The sequence below is a fragment of the Capnocytophaga sputigena genome (assembly GCF_002302495.1).
Taxonomy (GTDB): domain Bacteria; phylum Bacteroidota; class Bacteroidia; order Flavobacteriales; family Flavobacteriaceae; genus Capnocytophaga; species Capnocytophaga sputigena.
The window spans coordinates 1,035,881-1,060,402 of record NZ_CP022379.1 but is presented as its reverse complement, the minus strand read 5'-3'; the positions used below and the strand labels follow the sequence as shown (position 1 = coordinate 1,060,402).

The window sequence follows — 24,522 nt, the reverse complement described above, 5'->3', positions numbered from 1 at the left end:
TTTAACATTTACCAAAATTAGATTTTGCAGTTTCGTTGGAAATGTGTACTTTTGTGCATTAAAGTACCATTGTGTACTATCGTTTCAAAATAGCATTTATAGCATTATGAAAAAGTTTTTTCTAACAATTTTCTTACTACTTATGGCAATGGGTGGGCTCAGCGCTCAAGCATTGAACTTAAACAACTTCACCACAAATGTTACCAATGGGCAATGTAGCTCAGATGGTAAGATAGTCGTTTCACTATTGAATAATATGGCTCCTTCAGGAAGAAAGGTGCAGGTGAAGCTTGATGTGCCTGGAGATCCCGTAGGTCGTACCCAGCCCCTTGAAGTTGGGGTAACGGGTAAAAACTCTTACACTTTCGATTTCCTAAAAGCGGGTACCTATACCGTTACTGTCATAGATGTGAACACCAATAAAAACGCATCTAAGGTAGTAACTGTAGCTTCCGATTACGTATCTCCTGAATTTGTAACAGGAAGTTTGATTGCCGAATCTCCTAGTTGCACAGGGATAGATTATGATGGTAAAATATCTTTTAAAATACCAGCAGGTTCTAAAGGACCTTTTGTGGTAAAACTCTCTAAAGGAGGCACCCTTATATATAATCAAACCCATACTAAAGCTAATCCAAGTCAAATATTAGCCATTACTATACAAGGTACTGCTTCACAACAAATAAAAGCAGGAAAGTATATCCTTACTGTTGAAGACCAAGCAGGTGGGGTGGCTAATTGTGGAGAAACTGTAAGGAGAGAAATAGAAGTGCTTTCTTCTAATAAAGGTAATCCCGCTTGTATGGAGTTTGAACTCAATGGAGAGACAAGTACTTTGTATTTGGATCCTAAAACCTGTAAATTCAATATGTCTTTTGCTCTTAAACGTAAAGACAATGTGGATATATGGGGCTTAGAATCTCAAATCAAAGCAAACCCTAATGCTGCTATATTAAAGGTGTATAATGCAGCTGGAACACTAAAAGGTACTTACAATATCTCTGGTACCTATCAAAATGCTTCAAGAATTAATATATCTAACTCCTACTCCTTTATTACCAATAATATAGTAGCTCTTGAAACTAATGATGTTGTAGAGCTTACTATCAATGTAGGAAAAACTCCTATTGTTAAAAAATTCAAACTTGATGAAAACCTTGTAAATGTAATTAAAAACAGAACTACTATCAACGATGTAGCTCCTGGTGACGGTCATTTTACCTATTTAGATAGAAGTGGTTCGAGAGTTATCGAAGCAATAGATCGCTCCGATTTAGCTGTAGACCCTGCTGTTCCTTGTCCTCCAAGTGGAACAAAACGCTATATGTTGGTAAGAACTTATTTCAGAAAATTAAGGCTTCCTAACCCCGATAACCCTACTGATAAAACTTATATAGGATATTACAACTGGCAAAGTTTCCCTGATTCTGATTGGTTACCTAACCCATCTGCACCAGGGGCTAAGGGCTATTACTATGAAGTCTATAAATTTACTGGTTCAGGTAATCCAAGCCTTAACAGTACTTATCAAGGAGGTCAAATAAGCGATCCTAGCAAATGGCAATTGCTCACCCCAGGTGTTGATTTTAATTGGATAAACAATAGCGGCACTATCTATGCCGATTTAACTGCTAAAGGCGATGGTTGGTATAAAGTTAAATATAAAACAGTAGGTTCGGGCATACAACAATGTTTTGAGCCTGAACGTGTTGCTGAAATAAAAACAACTCCTACTAAAATAGCAGAACGTTTTGATGGTATGGAAATCAATAGAGGTGCTTATAAAGGTACTGTTTCTATCCGAAAATGGTTAGCTGCTTATCACTATAACTACCCTATCACTGTAAAAATAGATTATATGGATGATGGTAAATCAGGTACCACCCGTACTTTTGATTTCCAAACAAGTCTACCTTTTGAGGCTACTAAAACAGTTACATATACTTTCCCAATGATCAAAACGGTAGATAATCCTGATACTTCTAACGGAACCAAACGTTTTGAATTTGGTGATATCCCTCCTGGTAACTATAATATTACCGTTACTGATAACTGTGGTAATACAGCTTCTAAACAATACAACCTCGATACTCCAATGCAATATAGCAAAGAGAGTGTAAAAGTAACTCAAGGTTGTCAAGGAACAGCTCAGTTGTCTTATGAAGTAGACTCTAATCCTATTGCTACAGTTTCGAAACTTCTTTTTACCTTACGAAAAAAAGATCCTGTTACAGGGCAATACCAATGGTTAGGAACTGCCTATCAAACCCGAAATCGTAACCACACTTTCAATAACTTGGTAAGTGGAGAATATGAATTATCGGTATCAGGATTTTATCATGCGCGTATTAAAGAAACCTATGACTATGGAAAACCTAATCAAAGAGATTACCTAGCCGACCCTACTTCTTTACTAAATGGATATAGCGAAGTGCCATCACCAGATGCTGTGCGCCCTTCTGATCCCGCAGGTAATGGAACTATAGGTTATCACGTAAGCCGCTCATACTATACTATCAAACCTAATGGAGAACTACAACGCGATGTAGTAGGTACTTCTTGCGATGCTTCTTCTGGTTCAGGTATCATAGCGGTACATATCAAAAATCCAGACTATATCCGCTACCCTCTTACCTTTATACTCGAAAAAGGTGGTACTGTAGTTAGTCAAACTACTTTCCAAGAAGACTCTAAAGCTACTGGGGTAACTTTTAAAAACCTTACTGATGGTCAATATGTAGTTAGAACTATTCACGCTTGTCAAAGTAATATGTTTGATACAGCAGTCGTGAATACTAATAGTTACACACACCCTGGAATTAGAGCCGTAGCACGTACTACAAACCCTTGTAATGGTGATATCGTGGATCTTACTTTCGGAGGTTCTACTCAGCTCTTTGACATTGAGTGGTTCCGCATAGAAGCCGATGGCACCGAAACCTCATTAGGCTTTACCCAAACCATCAGCGATACGGTAAACCGCGATACTAAATATGTAGTGCGATATAAATTGCAAGACGCTAACTTGTGTGTAAACCGCACAGGAGAGTCTTCAGTTACAGTACAATTTACTAAGGATACTATACCTCCTGTAATCACTGGTTGCCCTACTTCTACTATTGTAGTAGATGCCCTTTCTGCTCAGTGCTATGGGGTGCCTACTTGGGGCGTGGTAACTGCTACCGATAATTGCCGTATTGGCACTTGGAGTCAGTCACACCAAAGTGGTGAGCGTTTCCCAGTAGGAACTCACACAGTTACTTATGTGTTTAAAGATACATCAGGTAATACCGCTACTTGTACTTTTAATGTAATAGTGAGATCACGTGCCGTGAAAATGGCTGTGAAAACTGATTATGTAGATGATGCAAGTCCAGCGAACGTTATCAACCGTGATTTAGGTCTTACCGAATCTTTGAACTATCGCATACGTTATAAAAATGAAGGTACTGCCAATGTAACTTCTGCTACATTGCAAGTTACATTGCCTAATCACCCTAATGTTACAGTAGGTACTCCTATACTCTCAAAATCTGGACCTACTATCTTTAAAGCTACGGTAATAGCCACTACCTCTAATACAATTACATTCAATATCCCAGCTGCCTCTGTTACCCCTGGTGGTGATGAGAGAACTATACTCATTCCTCTTACCCTCAATGGCGATTGCGCCGAAGTGGGTAAACCTTGTATGAACTTGCTCACATCTACCTATTCATTCACTTATGTAAGTGGTTTAACAGGCTGTACAATTCCTGAGCAAACTAGCACAGGTTCTAAAACAATTGCTATCTCTACGCAAAACTGTATCCGTAACGAGTTAGTTTGTAGCGATGGTGCAGGAGGTATCAATACCTTCCGTATACAAGCAACACCTGGATTTACTGAGTACAAATGGTATAAAAATAATCAACTACAACCTAACCCGCTCAACCTTGATTATTTAGATGCTACCCAAACAGCTACCTATAAAGTAGAGAAAATAGCAGTGTGTGGTGGAGTAACTTATACTACTACTGAGGTAATACAATTGCAAACTCCTCAAGATATGTCCGACCCTATCAAACCTCAATCTAATGGTGGTGATTTGTGTTTGGATAACAATATTTGGGTAAGCCACTTTATCTTGTGTAACCAGCCGTCACGCAATATAGTGGTAAACTTTAGAAATAGTGATTTTGTATGGCAAAAACTCAAAGCTGGCTCTAGTCCAAATAGTTTAAACTGTCCTAATGTCGATGATTCAGCTTGGGAAGATATACATTCTAACAGAACCTTTGTAGCCAATGCTGCAGGTCACTTCCGTTTGCGTGTAACTAATCCTAATGGTTGTAGTGCTAACTTCTATTTTGATGTATTTACTAATTCACTCAGCGGACAAATATTAGATTCAGGTCCAGTAACTAACTTTGTACAAGGTTTCATCAAAGTACAAATGGCTACTGCTGGAATTACATATAAATATGTGTTGAAAGATGAGTACGGCAACGTCGTAAACCAAAATGGTCAGCCATTTGTCAATACCACTCAGTCTGAATACACTGTTCCAATTGCAGCACCTGGTGATTATACAGTAGAAGTAACTTCTCCTGCTTTGCCAGATTCTTGTAAATTGATATTGAAACAAAAAATCGAAAAGAAAATCACCGTTACTGCCAAAGCAACACCTAAGGCTTGGAAAGGTTGTAACCTCCGTACTATACGTTTCGAAGCATCAGGAGGTAAAACACCTTATAAGTTTGCTATTTGGAGTATAGATGGTGTTGTTCAAAATGGTTATACCGATTATAATAGTGTACCTGCTTCTGCTTTCGTAGCTACTATCCCAGTAGGTTCAAGTTTCGTAGAAGCCGATGTACATATTGATCAACCTGGTAAATATGTGTTCATCGCTCGTGACGATGTAGGAGCACACGCTCTTACCCCTGAAGTAGATATTTATCCTGAAAACTTCTTGGGTTATACCATCAAAACACGTGATATCCTTTGTGGTTTTGCCGATAATACAGGTCAGATTTCAGTAACCTATAATACAGTACAGAACGTAAGAACATCTCTTTATAAATACGATGGCTTCGGCGGAAAAACATTTATAACCGAAAATGGTACAGGTTTCTTCTCCGATCTTACTGCAGGTAGATACGAAATCGAAATTAAAATAATAATGGGTTCTGTAGCAAGTGCTGTTTGTACATATAGAAATCCTAATGTCGTAATCAAGAGTATAGAAAGCACCTTGCGCGCTTATGCAGGGGTGTTAGAAGATATCTCTTGTGATACTGCTACACCTTCACAATACAAAGTGCGTATCAACAACGTGAGTGGTGGTACTGGTAAAGGCTATGAATATAGTGCCAACAATGTAACCTATAGCACTAACCCTGTGTTAATGGTAGGTTCTACAGCTAGTGTGGTATATGTACGCGATAGCAATAAATGTACACTCGAAATTCCTATCTCTATCCGTCCGATAGTACCTCCTACAGTTACCGCTACTACAGTGAGCTACGATTGCGAAGGTAAAGGTACATTTACAGTAACTGCCAACCCTTCAGGTAACTACCAATATAGAATTATAAAAGACGATGGTACGCTTAGCGAAACTCGTACCTCTAATGTCTTTACTCTCAACCCAGGAATATATAGCATCGAAGCAATCTATACACCTGCTTCTGCTACAGGTACAACACCTAATATCTTGTTCAAAGAAGACTTTGGTAAAGGTGCTGATACTTGTGATTCCGAGTCGATATTTATCACTTGTGCCGCTGGTGCTACTACCTTGGGTGACAACCAATATATGATCACTCGCCAAGTGCCTACCGGTGGAACCAACTGGGTAACAACCCCTCCTTCCGATGCTTCTGGCGTTACCGATGGTCGCTATTTAGCTATCAATGGGGTAAGCCCTGATAACAACGAGGGGGTTGTATATCGCCGTACTATTAATGATATAGTACCAGGCAGTGACATAAAAGTATCTGTGAAGTTATTCAACTTGTTGCCGCCTTCTTTTGTAGGTGGTGCTAACCCTAACTTGATGATACGCCTCTATAACCCTGCAAATCCATCTCAAGGAATACAAAAATCCTTAGGTGAATTGCAACGTACAGCTTCTTGGGTACAAAAAGAAGTAACTTTTGATGGCGCTGACATCAACTTTAGTAGTATCCGATTTGAAATTAGAAATACCACAGCTGCATCTATTATAGGTAGCGATTTAGCGGTAGACGATATCGTAATTTCACAACCTACAAAACTATGTACAATCCGTACCGAAGGTATTTCAGTGAAAGTAGAAGGTAATAAAGCCTTCAAAGTTCGTGGCGTTGCTACCGATGAAAAATGTGGAAAAGATGATGGTTCAATCCGTTTAACAATCGATAACCCTGCTGGTACTTCAGTACAATACCACGTGGCTGGGGCTACTGTTTGGACACCATTAACTCTTACCCCAATTACAGCTACTCAAGGTGTAGCTACCATCACAGGATTGAGCGCTGTAAACAATGGCACTCTCTATGTACGTCGTACTTCCGATCCTTCTTGCGAAACAAGTATCAACTATACGATTAAGAAACCTGTGCCGCTCACCGTTACAGCTACTGTTACAGCTCCTGTAACTTGCTTGAATACTTATGCTTCTGTACGCTTTACAGGTACAGGAGGTGCGAGACCTTACAAGGAATTTAGCTTCTCACCTCTCACTGGTAGCACTTCCGCTGCTACTCATAATGCCTTGAATAACGAAGCGGATATCAACCTTACCAAAGGTACTTATATTATCCAAGTGAAGGATGCTAACGATTGTACTGCTACAGCTACACTCGAAGTCCCTGATGCAAAACCTCTACAAGTGGAAGTGCTTGATTTAGAGCCTTGCTTCCCTGGTGCTAACGGCGGACGCTTGCAACTGAAAGCAACTAGCGGTAATGGCGAATATAAATTTAGTAAAGATGGCGGTGCTACTTTCGAAAATACAGCACCTAATAGCAACTCTTATATATTCGAAAACCTCTCTGCAGGTACTTACAACTTTATAATTAAAGATGGTGCTGATTGCCAAACAAGCACTACTTATACTATTGATAACCCATTGCGCATACAAGTAGCTCCTGTAAATCCATTAACTTGTGTGGCAAATAGCGAAGCCGAGTTTAAAGTTACTTATACCGGTGGTAAAGTAGGTACACGTGAATTCTTGTGGAGCCATACACCTACTACTGGATTTACTACTGCGGTAGGTACTGGTATGACTTTAAGCCAGTCTGGTAATGTATTTACATTCAAAACTAAAGTAGAAGGTGACTACTACTTTAAAGTGCGTTACCAAATGCCAAATGGCGATTATTGCGAGGTAGTCTCTACCAAACAAGAAGTGAAAGTAGTATTACCTTCATTTGCCGTAACTCCTACTGTAGAAGATGTGAGTTGTGCAGGTGCTAATACTGGAAAAATACGCATCAACCCTACAAGTATAACAGGTGGTGTACCTCCTTATACCTTGTTAGTAGACGATGGTCTTACTACTCAACCTCATCCAGTAGCCGATATCACTGGCTTACGTCCTGGTACTTATACCATTACAATACAAGATAATATCTCTTGTAAATCAGTGCCAGTGGGCTTTACAGTTTCTGAAGTAACTGCAATGGTAGCAACCGTTACTCACACTCCTATAACTTGTGCACCAACAGGTACTCAGTTGGCAACTGCCGAAGCAGTAGTTACCGCAGGAGGTACAGCTCCGTACAAGTTTACTTTGGTGAAAAACGGTGCTGATGTACAATCAAGTACCAATATACAACGAAACACAATTGTACCTTACAACAATTTGGATATCGGTAATTACCAAATAGTAATAGAAGATGCCAAAGGATGTAAATATACTCACAACTTTGTAGTTAATTCTAAAGCCAATGGCTTAGATGTACGTGGAACAGGCGTTATAGGTTGTGCAGGAAATACTGGTGAAGTAGCTGTTTCCGTATACGATAACACGGGTGGAGTAATTAGAGAAGGTCAATACATAAGTGTATATCACGAAGGTATGCAAATCCCTTATGGTATTACAGGACCTCAACAAAACGTAGGAGGTCATACTTGGTATCGCGGTGGAGCAGTAGTTTCTACCACCCTTTCTGATGGTACTGTAGTACAAGCCTCTACTTATACTTATACGGCTTCTGCACCAGGGGTAGTACCAGGGGTTACTTATACCTTTATAGTGTACGATTCTAATACAAATTGTACCTTTACTAAAGAAGCTAATATCCACGTTCCTACTCAATCTACATTGAGTGTAACCGTTAACGGAGTAGCTTCTACTACTTGCGCCGATGCAAATGATGGTAAAGTATTTGTAAACTTGAAACATTGGGATCCAAGTACTACCAATATAACTTATAATATATATACTTATCCACCTACGCACCCAGGTCTTACTAGTCCTGCGGCAGGAGTAACAACAGGCTCTATACCTGTAACTGGATTTACCCCTGCAGTTGGTAAAGATGTAACTATAGAAGGTGTGCCTGCAGGTCGTTACTTTATACTCTTTACTGATGGTAGTGGATGTTCAATGGGTAGCAAAGAATTTACTATAGGTAAATCTACCTCATTGCTCACTGTTACTGCTACAGTAACTAAATTAGCAAACTGCAAACAGCCTGCTACAATAGGTTTGGGTAGAATAGCGGTAGAAGCTGCAGGAGGAACTGCTCCTTATCAGTACTACTACCACGATTTGGCTACTCCAGCTCCTACAGGTACTGCCTTAGACAATGCACTTGCAAACTCTGTTGATGGTGCTGCTAAGAATGTAGGCTCAGGTAATTGGCAAGTATTTGTAAGAGATGCCAATGGTTGTACTAGAAATACAATATTAGTTGTAGGAGTAGATCCTCAACCATCTATTGCTAAAGTAAATGTACACGATTCTTGTAACGATAATGCCGATTATCCTATAAGTGTAGTATTCAATACTATAGGAGTAGGTCAAAATCAATATAAGATTGATGGTATTACTAACTGGCAAAATATCACAGTAGCTACCGAAACTACATTGCCTATACGTTTAGCACCTAACACATCATCTTACACTATTTCGTTCCGTGATGCCAATGGTTGCGAAACTAGTACTACTTTCAAAGTAAATGAGATGATTAAGTACAAGGCTTCTCATACACCTATGTACTGTGGAGGTTCTGCTACCACTACTATCAATGTAACTAATATTACAGGTGGTTCAGGAACTTACAAATTAGGATTGTATAGAATTGTAGATAAAGGTACACCTGATGAGCGTGCTGTAACCGTTGTATCTCCTATGGATATAACTGGTAACTCTCACGCAATCACCACAGGTTATGGTATTGGAAATTATCGCATCCACGTGTATGATAAAGTTACTTTTGGCACGTCAGCTGAATGTGCTAAAGTAATGGACTTCAACGTGGTAGCTCCTGAAATACCTCAAATAGAAGTACTTTCAGTTTCAACACCTACTTGTGCTGGTGGTACAGCTACAATACGTGTGAAAGCTACTCCAGCAAGTGTAGCAACATTCACTTTCAATATAGTAGAAAAAACTTCAGGTACTACTCCAGCAGGTATAGTAATCACACCTAACGTGAACTATGCTACCATCACAGGAGTTCCTTCAAGAGGAGTTACTTTAGGAGGATACGACTACTATATCTCGGCTCAATCTGCTTATAGTTGTACAACTACTATCACCGTGAACGTTACTTCACCTGATAGAATAGATATTGCAGCTGGTAGCTTTACTAAAGAAAATTACGAATGTGTAATAAACAGCAGTGGATTCCCTACTGGCGAAACTACTTTCCCTAAACTTCATTTAGATATGTCAGGAGTTATAGGAGGAACTAATAGCTATACTCGCATAGAGTTTAAAGAATCTCCTTCAGGTAATGTAGTGAACCAACAACCAATAGTGCCAGGTGTAACTAAGTATACTTACGAGTTGCCTAACTATCTCACCACTACTACCAGCTATTATGCTGAAGTATATGATACTAATGGCTGTTCAGCTACAACCACTGTACAAACAATTTCGGCTACACTTATAATGAGTAGCTTGACAGCAGTTCAAACACAACCAAAAACTTGTGCTGTGGACGAATCGTTCAGTGTAACAGTAAGTACAACTACTGTCTACAACAATGAACCAATAGAGTACAGTATCTCTAAAGTAGGTTGGCCAGGAACTATTGCAGCACCAGTAATGCGTAATTCACTTACTTGGACTGCTACAATCAGCGAACCAGGTAACTACATCATTAGAGCAAGAAATACTGATACCAATTGTGAAGTAACAGCTAACTACAGCGTGTTAGAACCTAACACTCTATTGCTCGAAGCTAAAGATCCTAAACGCATCACTTGTAAAGGTGGTACAGGTGAAATCACCTTAGAGCTTACCGATACTCGTCTTTCCGATGGTGACCAAGTGGCAAATGGCTTTAGCTATGTGATAACCCCATTACCTACAGGAACACCTATCACAGGAACATCACCATCAGGCACTATTGTTCACACAGGCTTACCTGCAGGTCACTACAAAGTAGAAGCTACTTCACCACTTACAAGTTGTAGTGCTATCGCTACCTTCGAACTTGTAGAAGCTGCCGAGCCTATCACCGTGTTAGCTAAAGAAACACGTAGTGTAACCTGCGACAACAACCGTGGTGAGATACTTGTTACTGTATCAGGTGGTTGGGCTCCTTATACAGTGAATATACAAGGTGGTGCTATCACTCGTCAAAAAACCATTGCTTTAGATGGCGATAGCGTATTGTTCGACAAATTGAGTGCTACTGGTACTCCAGGTGGATCACTTACTTACAACATCACCATCACCGATGCTTGGGGTTGTAACGTAGCTTCTGGTACTACTAGTGTAACCTTGTTAGACCCCGATCCTATTGCAGCAACTATCAGTGTTACACAACACCTCACTTGCTACAACAGTACCGATGGTATCATCACTGTATCGGGTACAGTAACAGGAGGTTCAGGAAGTTATTACTTCACCTTGATAAATAATGGTACAGGTGAAATATACGGACCTCAAAGTGATGATCCTAAGTTCGACAACCTCCCTGATGGTGTCTATACTTATGAAATTATGGATACTTGGGGCTGTAACCTTAGAACAACAACTTTAGAGATTATCAAACCTAAACCAGTAACAATTTCTGTAGTTACAAGCACTACCGAATTGCAAGTGTGCTATGGAGGTCACGATGCCTCATTCGAGTTCACTGTACAAGGAGGACGTCCTCCATACGATGTGAAGATATATCCTAAGAATTCTGGCACACCTCACCACGTACAAACAGGTGTAGTTTCTAACACCGTACGTACTACAGGTCTTTACGCAGGTGAGTGGAGAGTAGAAATACAAGATGGTAGTGCTAATGGAGGTTGTACAATGTCACCTACTTACGTGTTCAATGTCGATACAGCTCCTGATTTAAATGTAGATCTCGAGGTAATCAATAGCTGTAAAGACAACAAACCTTATACTGAGTTAGAAGTACGCTTTAAAGATGAAGTAGACGTAAATAAGATTACCTATAGACTTAACGGAACAGGCGCTTATAAGAGCTTAGGAAAAGGTGTGGGTAACCAAACGAATGTATTCCGCATTGCACCACCAGATTTGAATACTAATATTCAAACTCAAACTATAGAACTTGTTTATGCTAACAAACATTCTATTACCCAAACCACAAGAACTTGTGTAAGCACACCTACTACTTTTGAAGTAAATAAAGTAGAAAAACTTAAACTTACAAGAACTCCTACTACAGTAGTGAATACCTTGCAAGTAGAAGGTAAAGACGGTGTTAAACCATACCGCTATGTATTCAATGGTGAAGATTACGATACTAAAAACGTATACGAACTCAAAATCACCGATCCTGATTACATAGACCCAATAAGCGGAAAAACTAAGAAGAAAGTAGATGTACAAGTAATCGATGCTTCTGGATGTACAGCCTCTGCAACATTCTATGAAGAATACTTCGATGTAATGATACCTAACTTCTTTACACCTAATGGTGACGGAGTGTACGACACTTGGGCTCCTATGCACGTTGAGAAGTATCCGTTCATCCGTTCTACAATCTTCGACCGCTTTGGTCGTCGCCTCAAAGTCTTGAGAGCTGGAGAGGCTTGGGATGGTAAGTATGAAGGTAGAGATATGCCTACTGGAGACTACTGGTACATCGTAGAACTCACCGATGAGTTTGATACCCGTATATTCAATGGTAACTTCACCCTCTATCGTTAATGATAAATTGAACAAATCATAACAAAACAAAAAAAGCTGCCCGAAAAAGGCAGCTTTTTTGTTTATCTCTTATCTCTTACCTCTTACCTATAAAAAAAAGGCTACCTAATCTCTAGGCAGCCTTTTTGAATTTAATAATAAAAAAGAAAACTTAAAAATAAAAATTATGAAAAAAACTTTTTGTTTTATGCTTTAACTTTTTATACACAATTGTATTTTGGTTTATATGGCTATGAAAAAGTCACTCTTTCTTTCATTTCTTTATCTTGACGGCACAAAGATACATCAAAAATATGAACTACCAAACTTTTTCTTAAAAAATATTTAAAAATATTTAAAAGGATTATTAAAAATAATGATTTTTAACTGCTAAAAACGCATCAAAATCTTAATTATATTGATTTTTATACAATAAAATACCTTTTCAATTGCAAAGTATCTAAATATAATGTTAAAATATTGCTGAAAATTAAATAGTGTTAAAATTTGACTTTCATAGTTTTTCCCTTTTTATTTGTTAGCACTTTCTATACAAATCTAATAAAAAGATTTTAAACACTTTTATTATTCAAAAATACTTTTGTATCTTTGCACCCTAAATTTAAATCACTATGAGTATATCAACAAACAAAACCATTGGCGAAATCGTTGCCGATGACTTCCGCACAGCGGCTATATTTAAAAAACACGGTATCGACTTTTGCTGCAAAGGCGGTCGCTCTATAGACGAGGCTTGCGACAAAAAAAACGTGGATAAACAAGCTCTCATCAACGAATTAGAAGCGCTCCCTAAAGGCAATAGCAACGAAGTAGATGTACGCGATTGGCCTCTCGACCTTTTGGCTAACTATATCGTACGCATTCACCACCAGTATGTGCGCGACAAATCTCCTATGCTCTTGCAATTCTTAGATAAATTATGTCGTGTACACGGCGATCGTCACCCCGAGCTTTTTGAAATCAATCGTATTTTCAATGAGAGTGCGCAAGACCTCGCATCCCACTTTGTAAAAGAAGAAAATGTACTTTTCCCTTTTATCGAAAATCTTGTGAAAAAACAACAATCAGGTGAGGCTCTTGGCGAAATACCTTTTGGTACAGTAGAAAATCCAGTAGCTATGATGATGCACGAACACAGTGTAGAAGGTGAGCGTTTTGAAGAGATTGTAAAACTTACTAACAACTATACACCTCCCGCCGATGCTTGCAACACTTACAAAGTAACTTACCAAATGCTCCAAGAGTTTGAAGCCGATTTAAACCGCCATATCCACCTCGAAAACAATATCCTTTTCCCTAAAGCCATCGCTTTAGAAAAACAACTAAGAGGCTAATAACAAAAAAAGCTGTTCAGCACCCGCTGAACAGCTTTTTTTCTTATCTCTTACCTCTTATCTAAATCTAATATTTACCCCTACTAACTGATATCCGTCCCAAGTATTGGAAGTGCTAAATTCCCAATGATATTTTTTAGGGTTGAGAGCATTTACTTCTTCTGTTTTTACTTTAGTAATACGTCTGTTAGCAATCGTTTTACCAGTGATATACCCCACGAATAGGGCGATAGGGTAGTCGGAAGCCCAGTGTACTTTACTTTGCATCATCTCGTAGCACATTAAACCTAAAGCAGTGTAACCTACGGGCTTTATCCATTTGTAATCGGGGTAGTTTTCCGCAATTACGGTAAGTGCCGACATTGCTGTGGTGAGGTGTCCTGAAGGCATTGCATCGTAGTGAGGCGTATCCTCTTGATAGGCTTTAAAGCTGGGAGCAAACGTCCAATGGCTGTGCCAACGCCCATCATTAGCTGTAATAAACGGACTCTCGCGCCCTGTGAGTCGTTTGATAGGTTGCACAAAAGCCCCTGATACGATAATACTTTCTAATATCTGCATAGCAGTACTTTTGGCGCGATAATCACCTGTGATGAGTCCATAGGTAGCCATCCCTCCACTGATGATGATAAAAGTAGTACCATTTCCTATAAAGTATAAAGCAGAATTTACATCAGCGGGAACGATTTTTAAAAAGCCTAACTTCTTATAGGTATGCGCTTCATTTAGTCCTAAATTCTCACCCAAACTTCTACTTTCTCTAATGAGCCAAGGGTCGGCAGGAATGAGTGCCGCAGTAGCACCAATAGCCGCCAATCCGTAAGGATAATTTGGTTTAGACACCATCTCCACCGCCGATTTTCCTATATTATGTGGTATCTTGTTGAAGATATCCACAAAGCGCGGCTTTTGGTATATATAGGTTAGCTGATCATTGATTTTATAACTTCCTTTTTCAGGAACTACAACACTATCCAGTGTAGCTTGAGGAATAGAGTCGTTTTCCTGCGCTATAGCAGGGGAGAGGGGAAAAATAAAGGAGAGTAATAAAAGGTATTTCATTTGTAGTTTTTTATAAAATTAAATCGTCAGTCGCGACTGACGATTTAGTAATTTGTTACTTTAAAAAGATTTAAAAATTTATGATATTCTATCGAATCAAATCATTCAAAAAACTATCAGTGTTTTCGTTGTTGTAGAAGGCTTTGATTTCTTGAGCGTTTTCTTTGAGCAACTGTCGAATGAAAGCATCGTAGGTAGTTTTGCGGTCTTCCAAAAATCCGTTGAAATAGCGTTCGCTTACTTCCAAACCATTGGCTTTTTCAATCTTTAAGAGTCGTTCGTACAAAGGGGCTATATGCTCGCTGATGAGTGCTTTAGGCAATGCTTTGCGGTGTGATACAAAGGCAGTAATCTCATCGTGTTCATCGCGTACGATTTGAAAATTTGTGATTACCCAATAGTAACGTCCACTTTTAGAGAGATTCTTGATGATAGCGTGGAAGTTGTTACGCCCTTTGAGGTTGTCCCACAGTATTTTAAAAACCACTTTGGGCATATCGGGGTGGCGGATAAGGCTATGAGGCTGGTTGTATAACTCAGCCTCACTATAACCTGATACTTCCTGAAATGCCTTATTGGTTTCCATTATATGCCCGTGCTTGTTAGTGCGACTCATCAGGGTAGTGGTTTTATCCCACAACACTTCTTCGTCTATAGGCTCAGGGCGTTTAATTGTTGGATTTTCAGTCATTTTCTTACCTCTTATCTCTTACTTCTTATCTAATTTGTGCAGCCAATTGCGCATATCCACTTCTTTAGCAATAGTAGCGCGCAATTCGGGAATAGCAATGCGCACTTGCTCCATAGTGTCGCGGTGGCGCAAAGTAACAGTGTTGTCTTCCAAAGTTTGGTGATCAACAGTCACGCAGAAAGGTGTACCTACGGCATCTTGACGGCGATAACGGCGACCTACGGCATCTTTTTCGTCGTAAGCTACATTGAAATCGTATTTTAACTCGTTTACTATTTGCTCGGCAACTTCTGGAAGTCCGTCTTTTTTGAGCAATGGCAATACGGCTACTTTGGTAGGAGCCAACACAAAAGGCAAGCGCAATACGGTGCGAGTATCTCCTCCTTCTAACGCTTCTTCTTGCAATGAGTTAGAGAATACCGCAAGGAACATACGGTCGAGCCCAATAGAAGTTTCGAGTACATAAGGGGTGTAGCTCACTTTCTCTTCAGGGTCAAAGTATTGCATTTTTTTACCTGAATATTTCTCGTGGTTACCAAGGTCGAAATTAGTACGAGAGTGGATACCTTCTAATTCTTTGAAACCAAATGGGAAACGGAATTCAATGTCGCAAGCTGCATCGGCGTAGTGAGCCAGCTTTTCGTGCGGATGGTAACGATAGTTTTCTTCACCCATTCCTAATGATAAGTGCCATTTGAGGCGGGTTTCTTTCCAATACTCATACCATTGTTGTTGGGTACCTGGTTTGATGAAGAATTGCATTTCCATTTGTTCAAACTCGCGCATACGGAAAATAAATTGGCGCGCCACAATCTCGTTGCGGAAGGCTTTACCTGTTTGGGCAATCCCGAAAGGAATTTTCATACGTCCAGATTTTTGTACGTTGAGGAAGTTTACAAAAATACCTTGAGCGGTTTCGGGGCGCAAGTATAAATCCATAGAGGTATCGGCAGAGGCGCCTATTTTGGTGCCGAACATTAGGTTGAACTGTTTTACATCTGTCCAGTTGCGTGAACCTGTTTCGGGGTCGGCAATTTCGAGTTCTTCGATAAGGGCTTTTACATCGGCGAGGTCTTCTTTCTCAAGCGATTTGCCCAAGCGGTGTAATATTTCTTCACCGCGTTGTTTGTATTCTAACACACGAGGATTGGTAGTTACAAACTGCTCGCGGTCAAAAGCATCGCCAAAACGTTTTTGAGCTTTAGCAATTTCTTTTTCAATTTTATCGTCGAGTTTAGCAACGTAATCTTCTACGAGCACATCGGCGCGGTAGCGTTTTTTAGAGTCTTTGTTATCAATCAGTGGGTCGTTGAAAGCATCCACGTGTCCAGAAGCCTTCCACGTAGTAGGGTGCATAAAAATAGCAGCATCGATACCCACAATGTTCTCGTTCATTTGCACCATTGCGCGCCACCAATATTCGCGGATATTCTTTTTGAGTTCAACGCCATTCTGACCGTAATCGTACACGGCACCAAGTCCGTCGTAGATTTCACTGGATGGAAAAATAAAGCCATATTCTTTGGCGTGAGCAATAACTTTTTTGAATTGATCGTCTGTATTTGCCATATATTCAATTGATTTTCAGTTATAAAAATAGATTGAGTTTCGTTTGAGATTGAAAATAATTGGACAAAGGTACTATTATTTTTTGGAAAAAGGAGTATCTTTGCCGAAAAAGTTGTTGTAATTGTGTTTTTTAGCTAACGAATTACGAACCTCTAACCCCTAAAACTAAAACTATGATACTATCAGATTTATTGTCGGTTTTTACCCCTCATTACTGCAGGGCTTGTGGCAAAATGCTGAAAGAGGAAGAACGCTTTTTGTGCCGAGATTGCAGTAGAGATTTAGAGGAAACTCATTTTCATTTGCGAGCAGATAATGAGGTAATGCAACTGCTCTCGCTACAAAATGATATTACAGCCGCAATGACATTATTTTACTTTCAAAAAGGTAGTGTGGCACAACATTTGATACATCATCTCAAGTACAGAGGTGAAGAACAAATAGGCGAGTGGCTTGGCAATTGGCTGGGTAATAGGCTCTCTCAATCGCCTCTCTATCAGTTAGTAGAAGTGGTAATCCCCGTGCCTTTGCACCGTGATAAACTAAAGAAAAGAGGTTACAACCAAGTAGCTTTATTAGCTAAAACAGTTGCTAAGGTATTAGGAGTGAGCTATGTAGATGATGTGTTGCTAAAGGTTACTGCTAATACTACTCAAACCAGAAAAATATCGTGGCGGCGTTTGGAGGAAAGCGAACATATATTTGTGTTGCAGCATCCTGAAAAGCTGAAAAACAAACATATACTACTCATAGACGACCTTATCACCACAGGGGCTACACTCTCCCATTGTTGCGAACAGTTATCCACTATCGAAGGAGTGAAAATCGCTGTAGCAGGAATAGGTTTTACCATACGCTCTTAACATTGAAAAAAAATTAATAACTAAATAAATATATTGTATGAAGAACACTTTTAAAATGATGCTTGTAGCATTCGCTATGTTCGCGTTCAGTGCTAACGCAGGGGCTATGACCCTTAATCTCAATAAAGTAGCTAAATCTCTTATCGTAGACCAAGATGGTAACGGTGGTGTGAAAGTGAAAAAATCTTGCGATAAAGACGGCGAGAAAAAAGAATGTAGCAAAGATGGTAAGAAAAAATCTTGCTGCAAAAAAGACGGTAAAGAAGCCGACAAAAAAGAGTGCAGCAAAGATGGTAAAAAGAAATCTTGCTGCAAAAAAGACGGCGAGCACAAAGCCGAAAATGAAGAAGCTAAATAGTTTCTCATTATATAAATTTTAAAATTACTGGAAAACCTTAGCAGTTGCGCTGAGGTTTTTTGTTATTGATTCCAATGAAAACATTTATATACAGCATTTTAATCTTTATTGGGGCGCTTTCAATAGCCGCTTGTGCCACCGATATTTTACCTAAACCTAAAGGCGGACTTCGTTTGGATTATCCGCAAGCAGCTTATAGCTCTGTAACCGATTTGCCTAACTGTCCGTTTACTTTTGAGGCAAACACCCTTTCGTCTATAGAACACAAAGCCAATTCTTGTGATGTGAATATCAATTATCCAGCGATGAAGGCAACTATCTACCTCACTTATAAAAATGTAGATGGCAATATACGCAAACTCCTCACCGATGCACAGAACTTCACTTATAAGCACACCGTAAAAGCCGATAATATTGCAGCCACAACTTTTGTGAACGATACGACCAAAGTATATGGTATGTTCTATCAAGTGTATGGCAATGCGGCTTCACAATCACAGTTTTACGCTACTGATAGTGTGAAACACTTTATCTCGGGGTCTATTTATTTTAATGTAGAACCTAATTACGACTCGGTACAACCAGCGAGTGATTATTTGCAGAGAGATATGCGCCGCATAATGGAAACCCTTCGTTGGAAATAAAAATAGGGGAGAACTGTTGGCAATTTAGAAATATTGCTTTACTTTTGCCCCATAAAACACTAAATGAATTATGAGTTTACAAACTAAAGTAATGGAAGCGCTCAAAGAAGCGATGAAAGCCAAAGATACGGTAGCTTTAGAATCGCTAAGAGCCATCAAATCGGCTATATTGTTAGCCAGAACCGAAGCAGGAGCCTCTGAAGAATTATCGGAAGCCGACGAGCTCAAACTCTTGCAAAAATTAGTAAAACAGCGCAAAGATAGCGCCGCACTCTACACCCAGCAAGGTCGCAATGATTTAGCTGAACCTGAATTGGCACAAATGGCAGTAATAGAGAAATTCTTGCCAGCCCAGCTCAGTGAAGCCGAAGTAGAAGAAGCGTTGAAAGGCATTATCGCCCAAGTAGGAGCTACAAGTCCTAAGGATATGGGCAAGGTAATGGGCGCAGCTACTAAGCAATTAGCAGGCAAAGCCGATGGCAAATTGATTTCGGATATTGTGAAGAAATTATTGTCATAGTAGTATATATTTTAATAAGAAGGGCCGCATAGTTCAATGGATAGAATGTCAGATTCCGGTTCTGAAGATAGAGGTTCGAGTCCCCTTGTGGTCACAAATTATTTTACAAACGGCATTACCATTAAATAAAAATTGAGGTATTGCCCCAATAATATAAGGATAGCTGTTCCAAAAAGGAGCAGCTTTTTTTGTTTGGCTCGTGAGGAAAGCAAGATGAGAAAAGGTAGCGCAAAACTGAGAATGAGCATTGCTACAATTGCCTCTCCATAACCTTTGCTAAGAAGGGTTTGGTAATAAATAGTTTCTTCGGGGATATTGGCGTACCATATCAGCATATATTGTGAGAACCACAAATACGCCCAGAAAATAGAGAATCCAAAGAGGTATTTGCCTAAATCGTGATAGTGCTCTGGCTTGCTAAATAAGGTAATGAGCGCAATGCCTGAGAGCAGAAAACTGCTGAGCAATTGCCACGCAAAGAGGGTGCTTTGCCATTCAGGGGTAAGACTCAAAAACCAATCCCACGCCATTGGGGTTTCGGTAAGAAAGAAAATGACTAAGAATAGTACGTGAGGCGTTAAACTCTTAAACTTTTTTAAAGTATGGCGATACCCCGCCCATACTGCCATATAACCTACAGCACGCAACAGAAAATAAGATTCGCGATGCACTATATACAGCACCCCTAACAAAACTAATAATACTAACCACAAAGGTGTTGTGATACGCTTCATTATAGGGTACAAACTCATAGCCCACTCAGCGTGCGTGACTTTGTTGATAGCATAAAATACCAATACCCCTACTAACGTAAGCGCAATAAACAATAGAATTGAATATGTTAAAAACAATATGCTCATACTTCTTACCTCTTATCTCTTAGCTGTTCAACGTACATTGTTACTTGCCAGCGTTCTTTCTCACTGAGTTGAGTAGCAAAGGCGGGCATTGCATTGCGTCCGTAGTAAATTACGTGATAGATACTCCCCTCCGTAAAATCTCGATTTTTATAATTAGGCACTCCAAAAAACTTTTCCCTTTGTACTAAAATTCCTTTGCCATCACCTTTCTCACCGTGACAGAGCGCGCAATAGATGCCGTAAAGTGCTTTGCCATTGGTGAGGTTTTGAGTTTGTTGTAAGGAATCAGTTGCTAAGGGGTTGTGCAATTGAGTTTTGGCTTGCTCATAACCTTCAATAGTATTGGGGTAGCTATAGGGCAACTCACCTCTTTTCACAGTGTGTTCAGGAGGAGAGAGCGGAGCAACTTCATAAGTTTTATAAGCAGGACTCTCATACATATCGGGCATGAACTCAATGTTGCGCTGTTGTTTGTTCCTGCAACCAATAGCCAATGATATTAGCAATACATACTTTATATAATTATTAAAATGTTTCATTTCTTACCTCTTACTTCTTATCTCTTACCTGAATTACGAATTTATCATCACTACTTTTCTTTATAGGATTTTCAGCTTTTTTGAATGGATATAACCTACTTCTGATAAAGAAACTAATCACCAATAGATGCGCTGCAAAATATACAACCAACTCGAATATTACCGGTACAAAAGCAGGAAGGTTTTGCCAGAAAGTGGCATTAGGCTTTCCGCCAATATCCATTGGCCAGTCTTTTATCATTGTGATATAGGTGAGCCAACAACCGAAAAACAAGCCTATAAGTCCATATAGAAAAGTAGCTTTGCCTAAGCGAGTGCGCTTGAGCCCCAAGGCTTCGGCTAAACCGTGTACATAAAAAGGCGTATATACTTCTTGAATTTCCCTACCATCTGATTTTAATTCTTTTATTTTATCTAAAAGTTCTTCAGGCGAGGTAAGAGTTAAGAGATAAGAGTTAAGAGACTCCTGCCCGCTAACATCTGTCCCCTGATACCTATTCCCTGACACCTGACACCTGCCCCCTGACACCTGAGACCTGCCTCCTTTCACCTCAGCTTGTGCAATCATCGGGAAGCTCCTTGCATATAATAAAAACAACAAAAAGAAGAACCCTAAAGTGCCAACAAATATCCCTATATCCACCCACGTAGGACTGAACATCGTCCACGACGACGGCAGATAACCGCGGTGTAGTGAGGTAACGATAATCACAAAGCGCTCAAACCACATCCCTACACAAACCACCAAAGCAACACATACAGAGAAAGTGATACTACGGCGTAACTTTTTGAACCATAGCAGTTGAGGGAGGACTATATTGCAAATAATCATCGTCCAGAATGCCCACGCATAGGCACCTGTAGCGCGATTGTGGAATACGTATTGTTCAAACTCCGAGTGAGAACGCATAGCCATAAAAAACTCGGTGAGGTAAGCAACCGCTACAATACTACCAGCCACTAACATCACAGTGTTCATCAACTCGATGTGTTTGAGGGTGATATAGGCTTCTAACTTACATACTTTGCGCAAGATAATCAGTAGCAAACTCACCATTGCAAAGCCCGAAAAGATAGCCCCTGCTACAAAGTAGGGTGGAAAAATAGTAGTGTGCCAGCCAGAGACTACCGAAGTAGCAAAATCGAAAGAGACGATAGTATGCACCGAAATTACTAACGGAGTGGCAATACCAGCTAATAAAAGCATTGTTTCTTCTATACGTTGCCAATCTTTGGCGCGCCCGCTCCAACCGAAACTCAGCAAGCTGTAAATCTTCTTCTGAAAAGGCTTGAGAGCACGATCGCGCAACATCGCAAAATCAGGGAGTAAGCCCACCCACCAAAACACTAAGGATACCGAAAAGTAGGTAGCAATAGCAAAAACATCCCATAACAAAGGCGAGTTGAAATTGTCCCACAATGAGCCGTATTGGTTAGGAATAGGCAAGTTGAAATGCAATAACCACGGTCTGCCCAAATGCAGGATAGGAAAGATACTCGCTTGTAGCACAGCGAAAATAGTCATCGCCTCAGCCGAGCGATTGATAGCCACCCGCCACTGTTGGCGAAAGAGCAACAGTACTGCCGAGATGAGCGTTCCCGCATGCCCGATACCTATCCACCACACAAAGTTAGTGATGTCCCAAGCCCAGCCTACATTCTTGTTGAGCCCCCAAGCACCTATACCATCGCGCAAGGTTACCCATATTGCCCACACCCCCCAGAGGGTCGCAAGGAGGGTAATGCCAAAGGCAATCCACCACGCGCGAGAAGCACGACCTTCGATGGGGCGTGCTATATCTTCACTGATGGTATGATAGGATTTATCGTTGAGTATCTGCATAAATAAGATTTTTTACAGCGTCCTTGCCGTCAGGAGTTACAAACACACAAGTGAATTGCCATTTCACCAATCGCACTTCGAGGGTAGAGAAAGCTCCTACAGGTAGCTTGAGCAACACTTTATTCCATCCCTTGTTGAGCGTAACTTGTAAAGGAGGACGCACTTGGAAATTTTCGTTAGTAAGAGGTATTTCGTTAGAGAGTTCTCTGTGAGTTGATTCCCATATAGGAGGAGAGAGTTCTGTATCGTTTAGCCAAATTTTGCTCTCCTTGTAATCCCATTTGCCTTGTGGCGGGGGAAGATCTTTTTCCGACCGACTGTAATCTTGAAAACTTACCCATAAACCAACCTGCTGTTCTTCGGGTGAATATATATAAGTATACGCATAAGCAGTGTGGTTAGGTTGAGTTTTTTTATAAAAAGCAGGTACAAGATCGCCCCAAGTATGTCGCAAATAAATACCAGCCCCTATAGCTTTATGGGTGTGATAAGTTTTTCCTTCATAAGAGTAGCTTTCTTTTAAAGCTTTCTCAGGCGGAAAGGATTGAGCAAGATTGCCATTGTTAGGAAATGCATCGGTAATGCGCCAGACTACGTTGGTTTGGGGTACGTAGGCAAAGGGTTCATCACCAAAATAATGGGCTTTATGCCAGCATATACGCCTCTCAAAATCAGCAAACTGCCGGAATATAGGGTCGCTGGTATCAGTAGGGAGCATAGTGCCTTTGCCATCGAAATATTCGCTACCTCCTCCTTTCCAAGAGCGCTCTGCCAAGGCAAGCATCGCAGGATAAAAATTGTTTTGAATGAGAATATTTCGCTCTCCTTTGATATAGCGGTCATTCCACAACCCTATAATAGCTCCCGCGTGGTCGTCGTCGCCTTGGGGTACATTTAAAATTCTGCTGTTGTAGAGGGCAACCAAATCAGCAAAAGCATCAAAATGATTGATATAGTGAAATTTGCTATCGATAGCGGGGATGCCTTTTTGTGCTTTACCGCGATAACTCCACAATTGGGTCATATCTATTTCACCTGCTTTATATTGCCACCCAGGGTTCCACGAAATCACCTTTTTGCCTTTATTACGCAAGTAACCCACCATTTCGGGTACAAATTGCGGGTTGCTAAAAACTACTTCATCAGTGCCTATATGAATATAAGGAACATCAAAATTATCGACTACCTCATCCAATAGTTCTTTGAGAATTGCTATTCCTTTTTCCGATTGCATAGCTACCCCAAAAGCCCTCTCAAAAGCACGACTGTGTCCAGGCATATCAATTTCTGGGATGAGCAATACATTGTGTTTTTTGCAGAAAGTGACTAACTCTTTGGCTTCTTGTAGGGTATAATATTGGGCAGGCATACGCTCATAGCTAGAAGGAGCATTGAGTTCAGGATAGCGTAAACTCTGCAAACGCCACCCTTGGTTTTCGGTGAGATGCCAATGAAATACATTGATTTTATACTGCGAAAGTAGTGCTATTTCTCTTTTCAACTCCTCCAAACTCATAAAGGTGCGCCCCACATCTTGCATAAAACCACGCACTCTAAAAGCAGGATAATCGATGATTTTGCATCCTTCATAATAGGCTTTATTGCCTTTGGTAACCAAAAGTTGCTTTAATGTTTGTTTCGCCCAATACACACCTTTCCCACTGATTGCTCTGATGAGAATGCAATTTTTGGTAACTTCTAATAAATACCCTTCTTCTTTATTGATAGGAATTTCGGGCAAATCGGCTACCATTTCTACAATAATAATCGGACGTGTTTCTGCCGAGGCTACCTTGTAGCGTTGTCCATTAGCGATGACTTGTTGCGGTGCAGGCAATAAGTGGTCTATCCCTGCATACAGCACACAAGGAGAAACACACCAAAGGTATATGAAAAATATGTAAAACTTCATAA

The 24,522-nt window shown here is 40.2% G+C and carries 13 protein-coding genes and 1 tRNA gene; 7 read left to right on the top strand and 7 right to left on the bottom strand.

Annotated features, from left to right (window positions below; translation table 11 throughout):
* Positions 1-106: 106 nt before the first annotated feature.
* Entirely contained in the window at positions 107-12,325 is a 12,219-nt protein-coding gene (locus CGC57_RS04545; protein WP_095898149.1) for a T9SS type B sorting domain-containing protein, read from the top strand.
* 611 nt (positions 12,326-12,936) lie between these two features.
* A complete protein-coding gene (gene ric, locus CGC57_RS04540) occupies positions 12,937-13,659 on the top strand; it encodes an iron-sulfur cluster repair di-iron protein (protein ID WP_002680102.1) in 723 nt (240 codons plus the stop codon).
* 57 nt (positions 13,660-13,716) lie between these two features.
* On the opposite strand, the gene CGC57_RS04535 is transcribed toward ric, so the two are convergent.
* From CGC57_RS04535 to CGC57_RS04525, 3 genes are all read right to left on the bottom strand, one after another.
* Positions 13,717-14,721: a phosphatase PAP2 family protein gene (locus CGC57_RS04535; protein ID WP_095898148.1), complete on the bottom strand. Its 1,005-nt coding sequence runs from the start codon at positions 14,719-14,721 to the stop codon at positions 13,717-13,719.
* Between the two features lie 88 nt (positions 14,722-14,809).
* The gene (locus tag CGC57_RS04530; protein ID WP_095898147.1) at positions 14,810-15,412 is read right to left on the bottom strand and encodes a PAS domain-containing protein; all 603 of its coding nucleotides are present in this window, start codon (positions 15,410-15,412) and stop codon (positions 14,810-14,812) included.
* Positions 15,413-15,430: 18 nt separating this feature from the next.
* Positions 15,431-16,981: a glycine--tRNA ligase gene (locus CGC57_RS04525; RefSeq protein ID WP_095898146.1), complete on the bottom strand. Its 1,551-nt coding sequence runs from the start codon at positions 16,979-16,981 to the stop codon at positions 15,431-15,433.
* A 173-nt stretch (positions 16,982-17,154) separates the two neighbouring features.
* Between CGC57_RS04525 and CGC57_RS04520 the strand changes: the two genes are divergently transcribed.
* The 5 genes from CGC57_RS04520 to CGC57_RS04500 all read left to right on the top strand — a co-directional run bounded on the left by CGC57_RS04520 (position 17,155) and on the right by CGC57_RS04500 (position 19,460).
* Positions 17,155-17,844 carry a ComF family protein gene (locus tag CGC57_RS04520; RefSeq protein ID WP_095898145.1) on the top strand — a complete coding sequence of 230 codons (690 nt, stop codon included), beginning with the start codon at positions 17,155-17,157 and terminating at the stop codon, positions 17,842-17,844.
* A 37-nt stretch (positions 17,845-17,881) separates the two neighbouring features.
* Positions 17,882-18,202 carry a hypothetical protein gene (locus CGC57_RS04515; protein WP_095898144.1) on the top strand — a complete coding sequence of 107 codons (321 nt, stop codon included), beginning with the start codon at positions 17,882-17,884 and terminating at the stop codon, positions 18,200-18,202.
* A 74-nt stretch (positions 18,203-18,276) separates the two neighbouring features.
* Complete coding sequence (gldD, locus tag CGC57_RS04510; protein WP_095898143.1) at positions 18,277-18,846, top strand: gliding motility lipoprotein GldD; 570 nt, start codon at positions 18,277-18,279, stop codon at positions 18,844-18,846.
* A 70-nt stretch (positions 18,847-18,916) separates the two neighbouring features.
* On the top strand, positions 18,917-19,366 hold the full coding sequence (locus tag CGC57_RS04505) for a GatB/YqeY domain-containing protein (protein ID WP_002680144.1): 450 nt from the start codon (positions 18,917-18,919) through the stop codon (positions 19,364-19,366).
* 22 nt (positions 19,367-19,388) lie between these two features.
* Positions 19,389-19,460, top strand: a tRNA-Arg gene (locus tag CGC57_RS04500).
* Positions 19,461-19,464: 4 nt separating this feature from the next.
* On the opposite strand, the gene CGC57_RS04495 is transcribed toward CGC57_RS04500, so the two are convergent.
* From CGC57_RS04495 to CGC57_RS04480, 4 genes are read right to left on the bottom strand one after another with little or no spacing between them, the layout of a single operon-like run.
* Positions 19,465-20,226 (bottom strand): hypothetical protein, encoded by a 762-nt coding sequence (locus tag CGC57_RS04495; RefSeq protein ID WP_095898142.1) that lies wholly within the window; start codon positions 20,224-20,226, stop codon positions 19,465-19,467.
* Between the two features lie 5 nt (positions 20,227-20,231).
* Positions 20,232-20,765, bottom strand: coding sequence for a c-type cytochrome (locus tag CGC57_RS04490; protein WP_095898141.1), 534 nt, complete (start codon positions 20,763-20,765; stop codon positions 20,232-20,234).
* A 10-nt stretch (positions 20,766-20,775) separates the two neighbouring features.
* Positions 20,776-22,608, bottom strand: a complete 1,833-nt coding sequence (locus tag CGC57_RS04485) for a quinol:electron acceptor oxidoreductase subunit ActD (RefSeq protein WP_095898140.1) — start codon at positions 22,606-22,608, stop codon at positions 20,776-20,778.
* The gene (locus tag CGC57_RS04480; protein ID WP_095898139.1) at positions 22,589-24,520 is read right to left on the bottom strand and encodes a family 20 glycosylhydrolase; all 1,932 of its coding nucleotides are present in this window, start codon (positions 24,518-24,520) and stop codon (positions 22,589-22,591) included. Before CGC57_RS04480 ends, CGC57_RS04485 begins: the two co-directional genes overlap by 20 nt.
* Positions 24,521-24,522 lie beyond the last annotated feature (2 nt).

What these genes read in the sequence shown, in the direction of transcription:
- CGC57_RS04490 (WP_095898141.1), bottom strand. Translation starts at nt 20,765, where the DNA reads ATGAAACATTTTAATAATTATATAAAGTATGTATTGCTAATATCATTG.
- CGC57_RS04505 (WP_002680144.1), top strand. Translation starts at nt 18,917, where the DNA reads ATGAGTTTACAAACTAAAGTAATGGAAGCGCTCAAAGAAGCGATGAAA.
- CGC57_RS04495 (WP_095898142.1), bottom strand. Translation starts at nt 20,226, where the DNA reads ATGAGCATATTGTTTTTAACATATTCAATTCTATTGTTTATTGCGCTT.
- CGC57_RS04515 (WP_095898144.1), top strand. Translation starts at nt 17,882, where the DNA reads ATGAAGAACACTTTTAAAATGATGCTTGTAGCATTCGCTATGTTCGCG.
- CGC57_RS04520 (WP_095898145.1), top strand. Translation starts at nt 17,155, where the DNA reads ATGATACTATCAGATTTATTGTCGGTTTTTACCCCTCATTACTGCAGG.
- gldD (WP_095898143.1), top strand. Translation starts at nt 18,277, where the DNA reads ATGAAAACATTTATATACAGCATTTTAATCTTTATTGGGGCGCTTTCA.
- CGC57_RS04530 (WP_095898147.1), bottom strand. Translation starts at nt 15,412, where the DNA reads ATGACTGAAAATCCAACAATTAAACGCCCTGAGCCTATAGACGAAGAA.
- CGC57_RS04485 (WP_095898140.1), bottom strand. Translation starts at nt 22,608, where the DNA reads ATGCAGATACTCAACGATAAATCCTATCATACCATCAGTGAAGATATA.
- CGC57_RS04525 (WP_095898146.1), bottom strand. Translation starts at nt 16,981, where the DNA reads ATGGCAAATACAGACGATCAATTCAAAAAAGTTATTGCTCACGCCAAA.
- CGC57_RS04535 (WP_095898148.1), bottom strand. Translation starts at nt 14,721, where the DNA reads ATGAAATACCTTTTATTACTCTCCTTTATTTTTCCCCTCTCCCCTGCT.
- CGC57_RS04480 (WP_095898139.1), bottom strand. Translation starts at nt 24,520, where the DNA reads ATGAAGTTTTACATATTTTTCATATACCTTTGGTGTGTTTCTCCTTGT.
- ric (WP_002680102.1), top strand. Translation starts at nt 12,937, where the DNA reads ATGAGTATATCAACAAACAAAACCATTGGCGAAATCGTTGCCGATGAC.
- CGC57_RS04545 (WP_095898149.1), top strand. Translation starts at nt 107, where the DNA reads ATGAAAAAGTTTTTTCTAACAATTTTCTTACTACTTATGGCAATGGGT.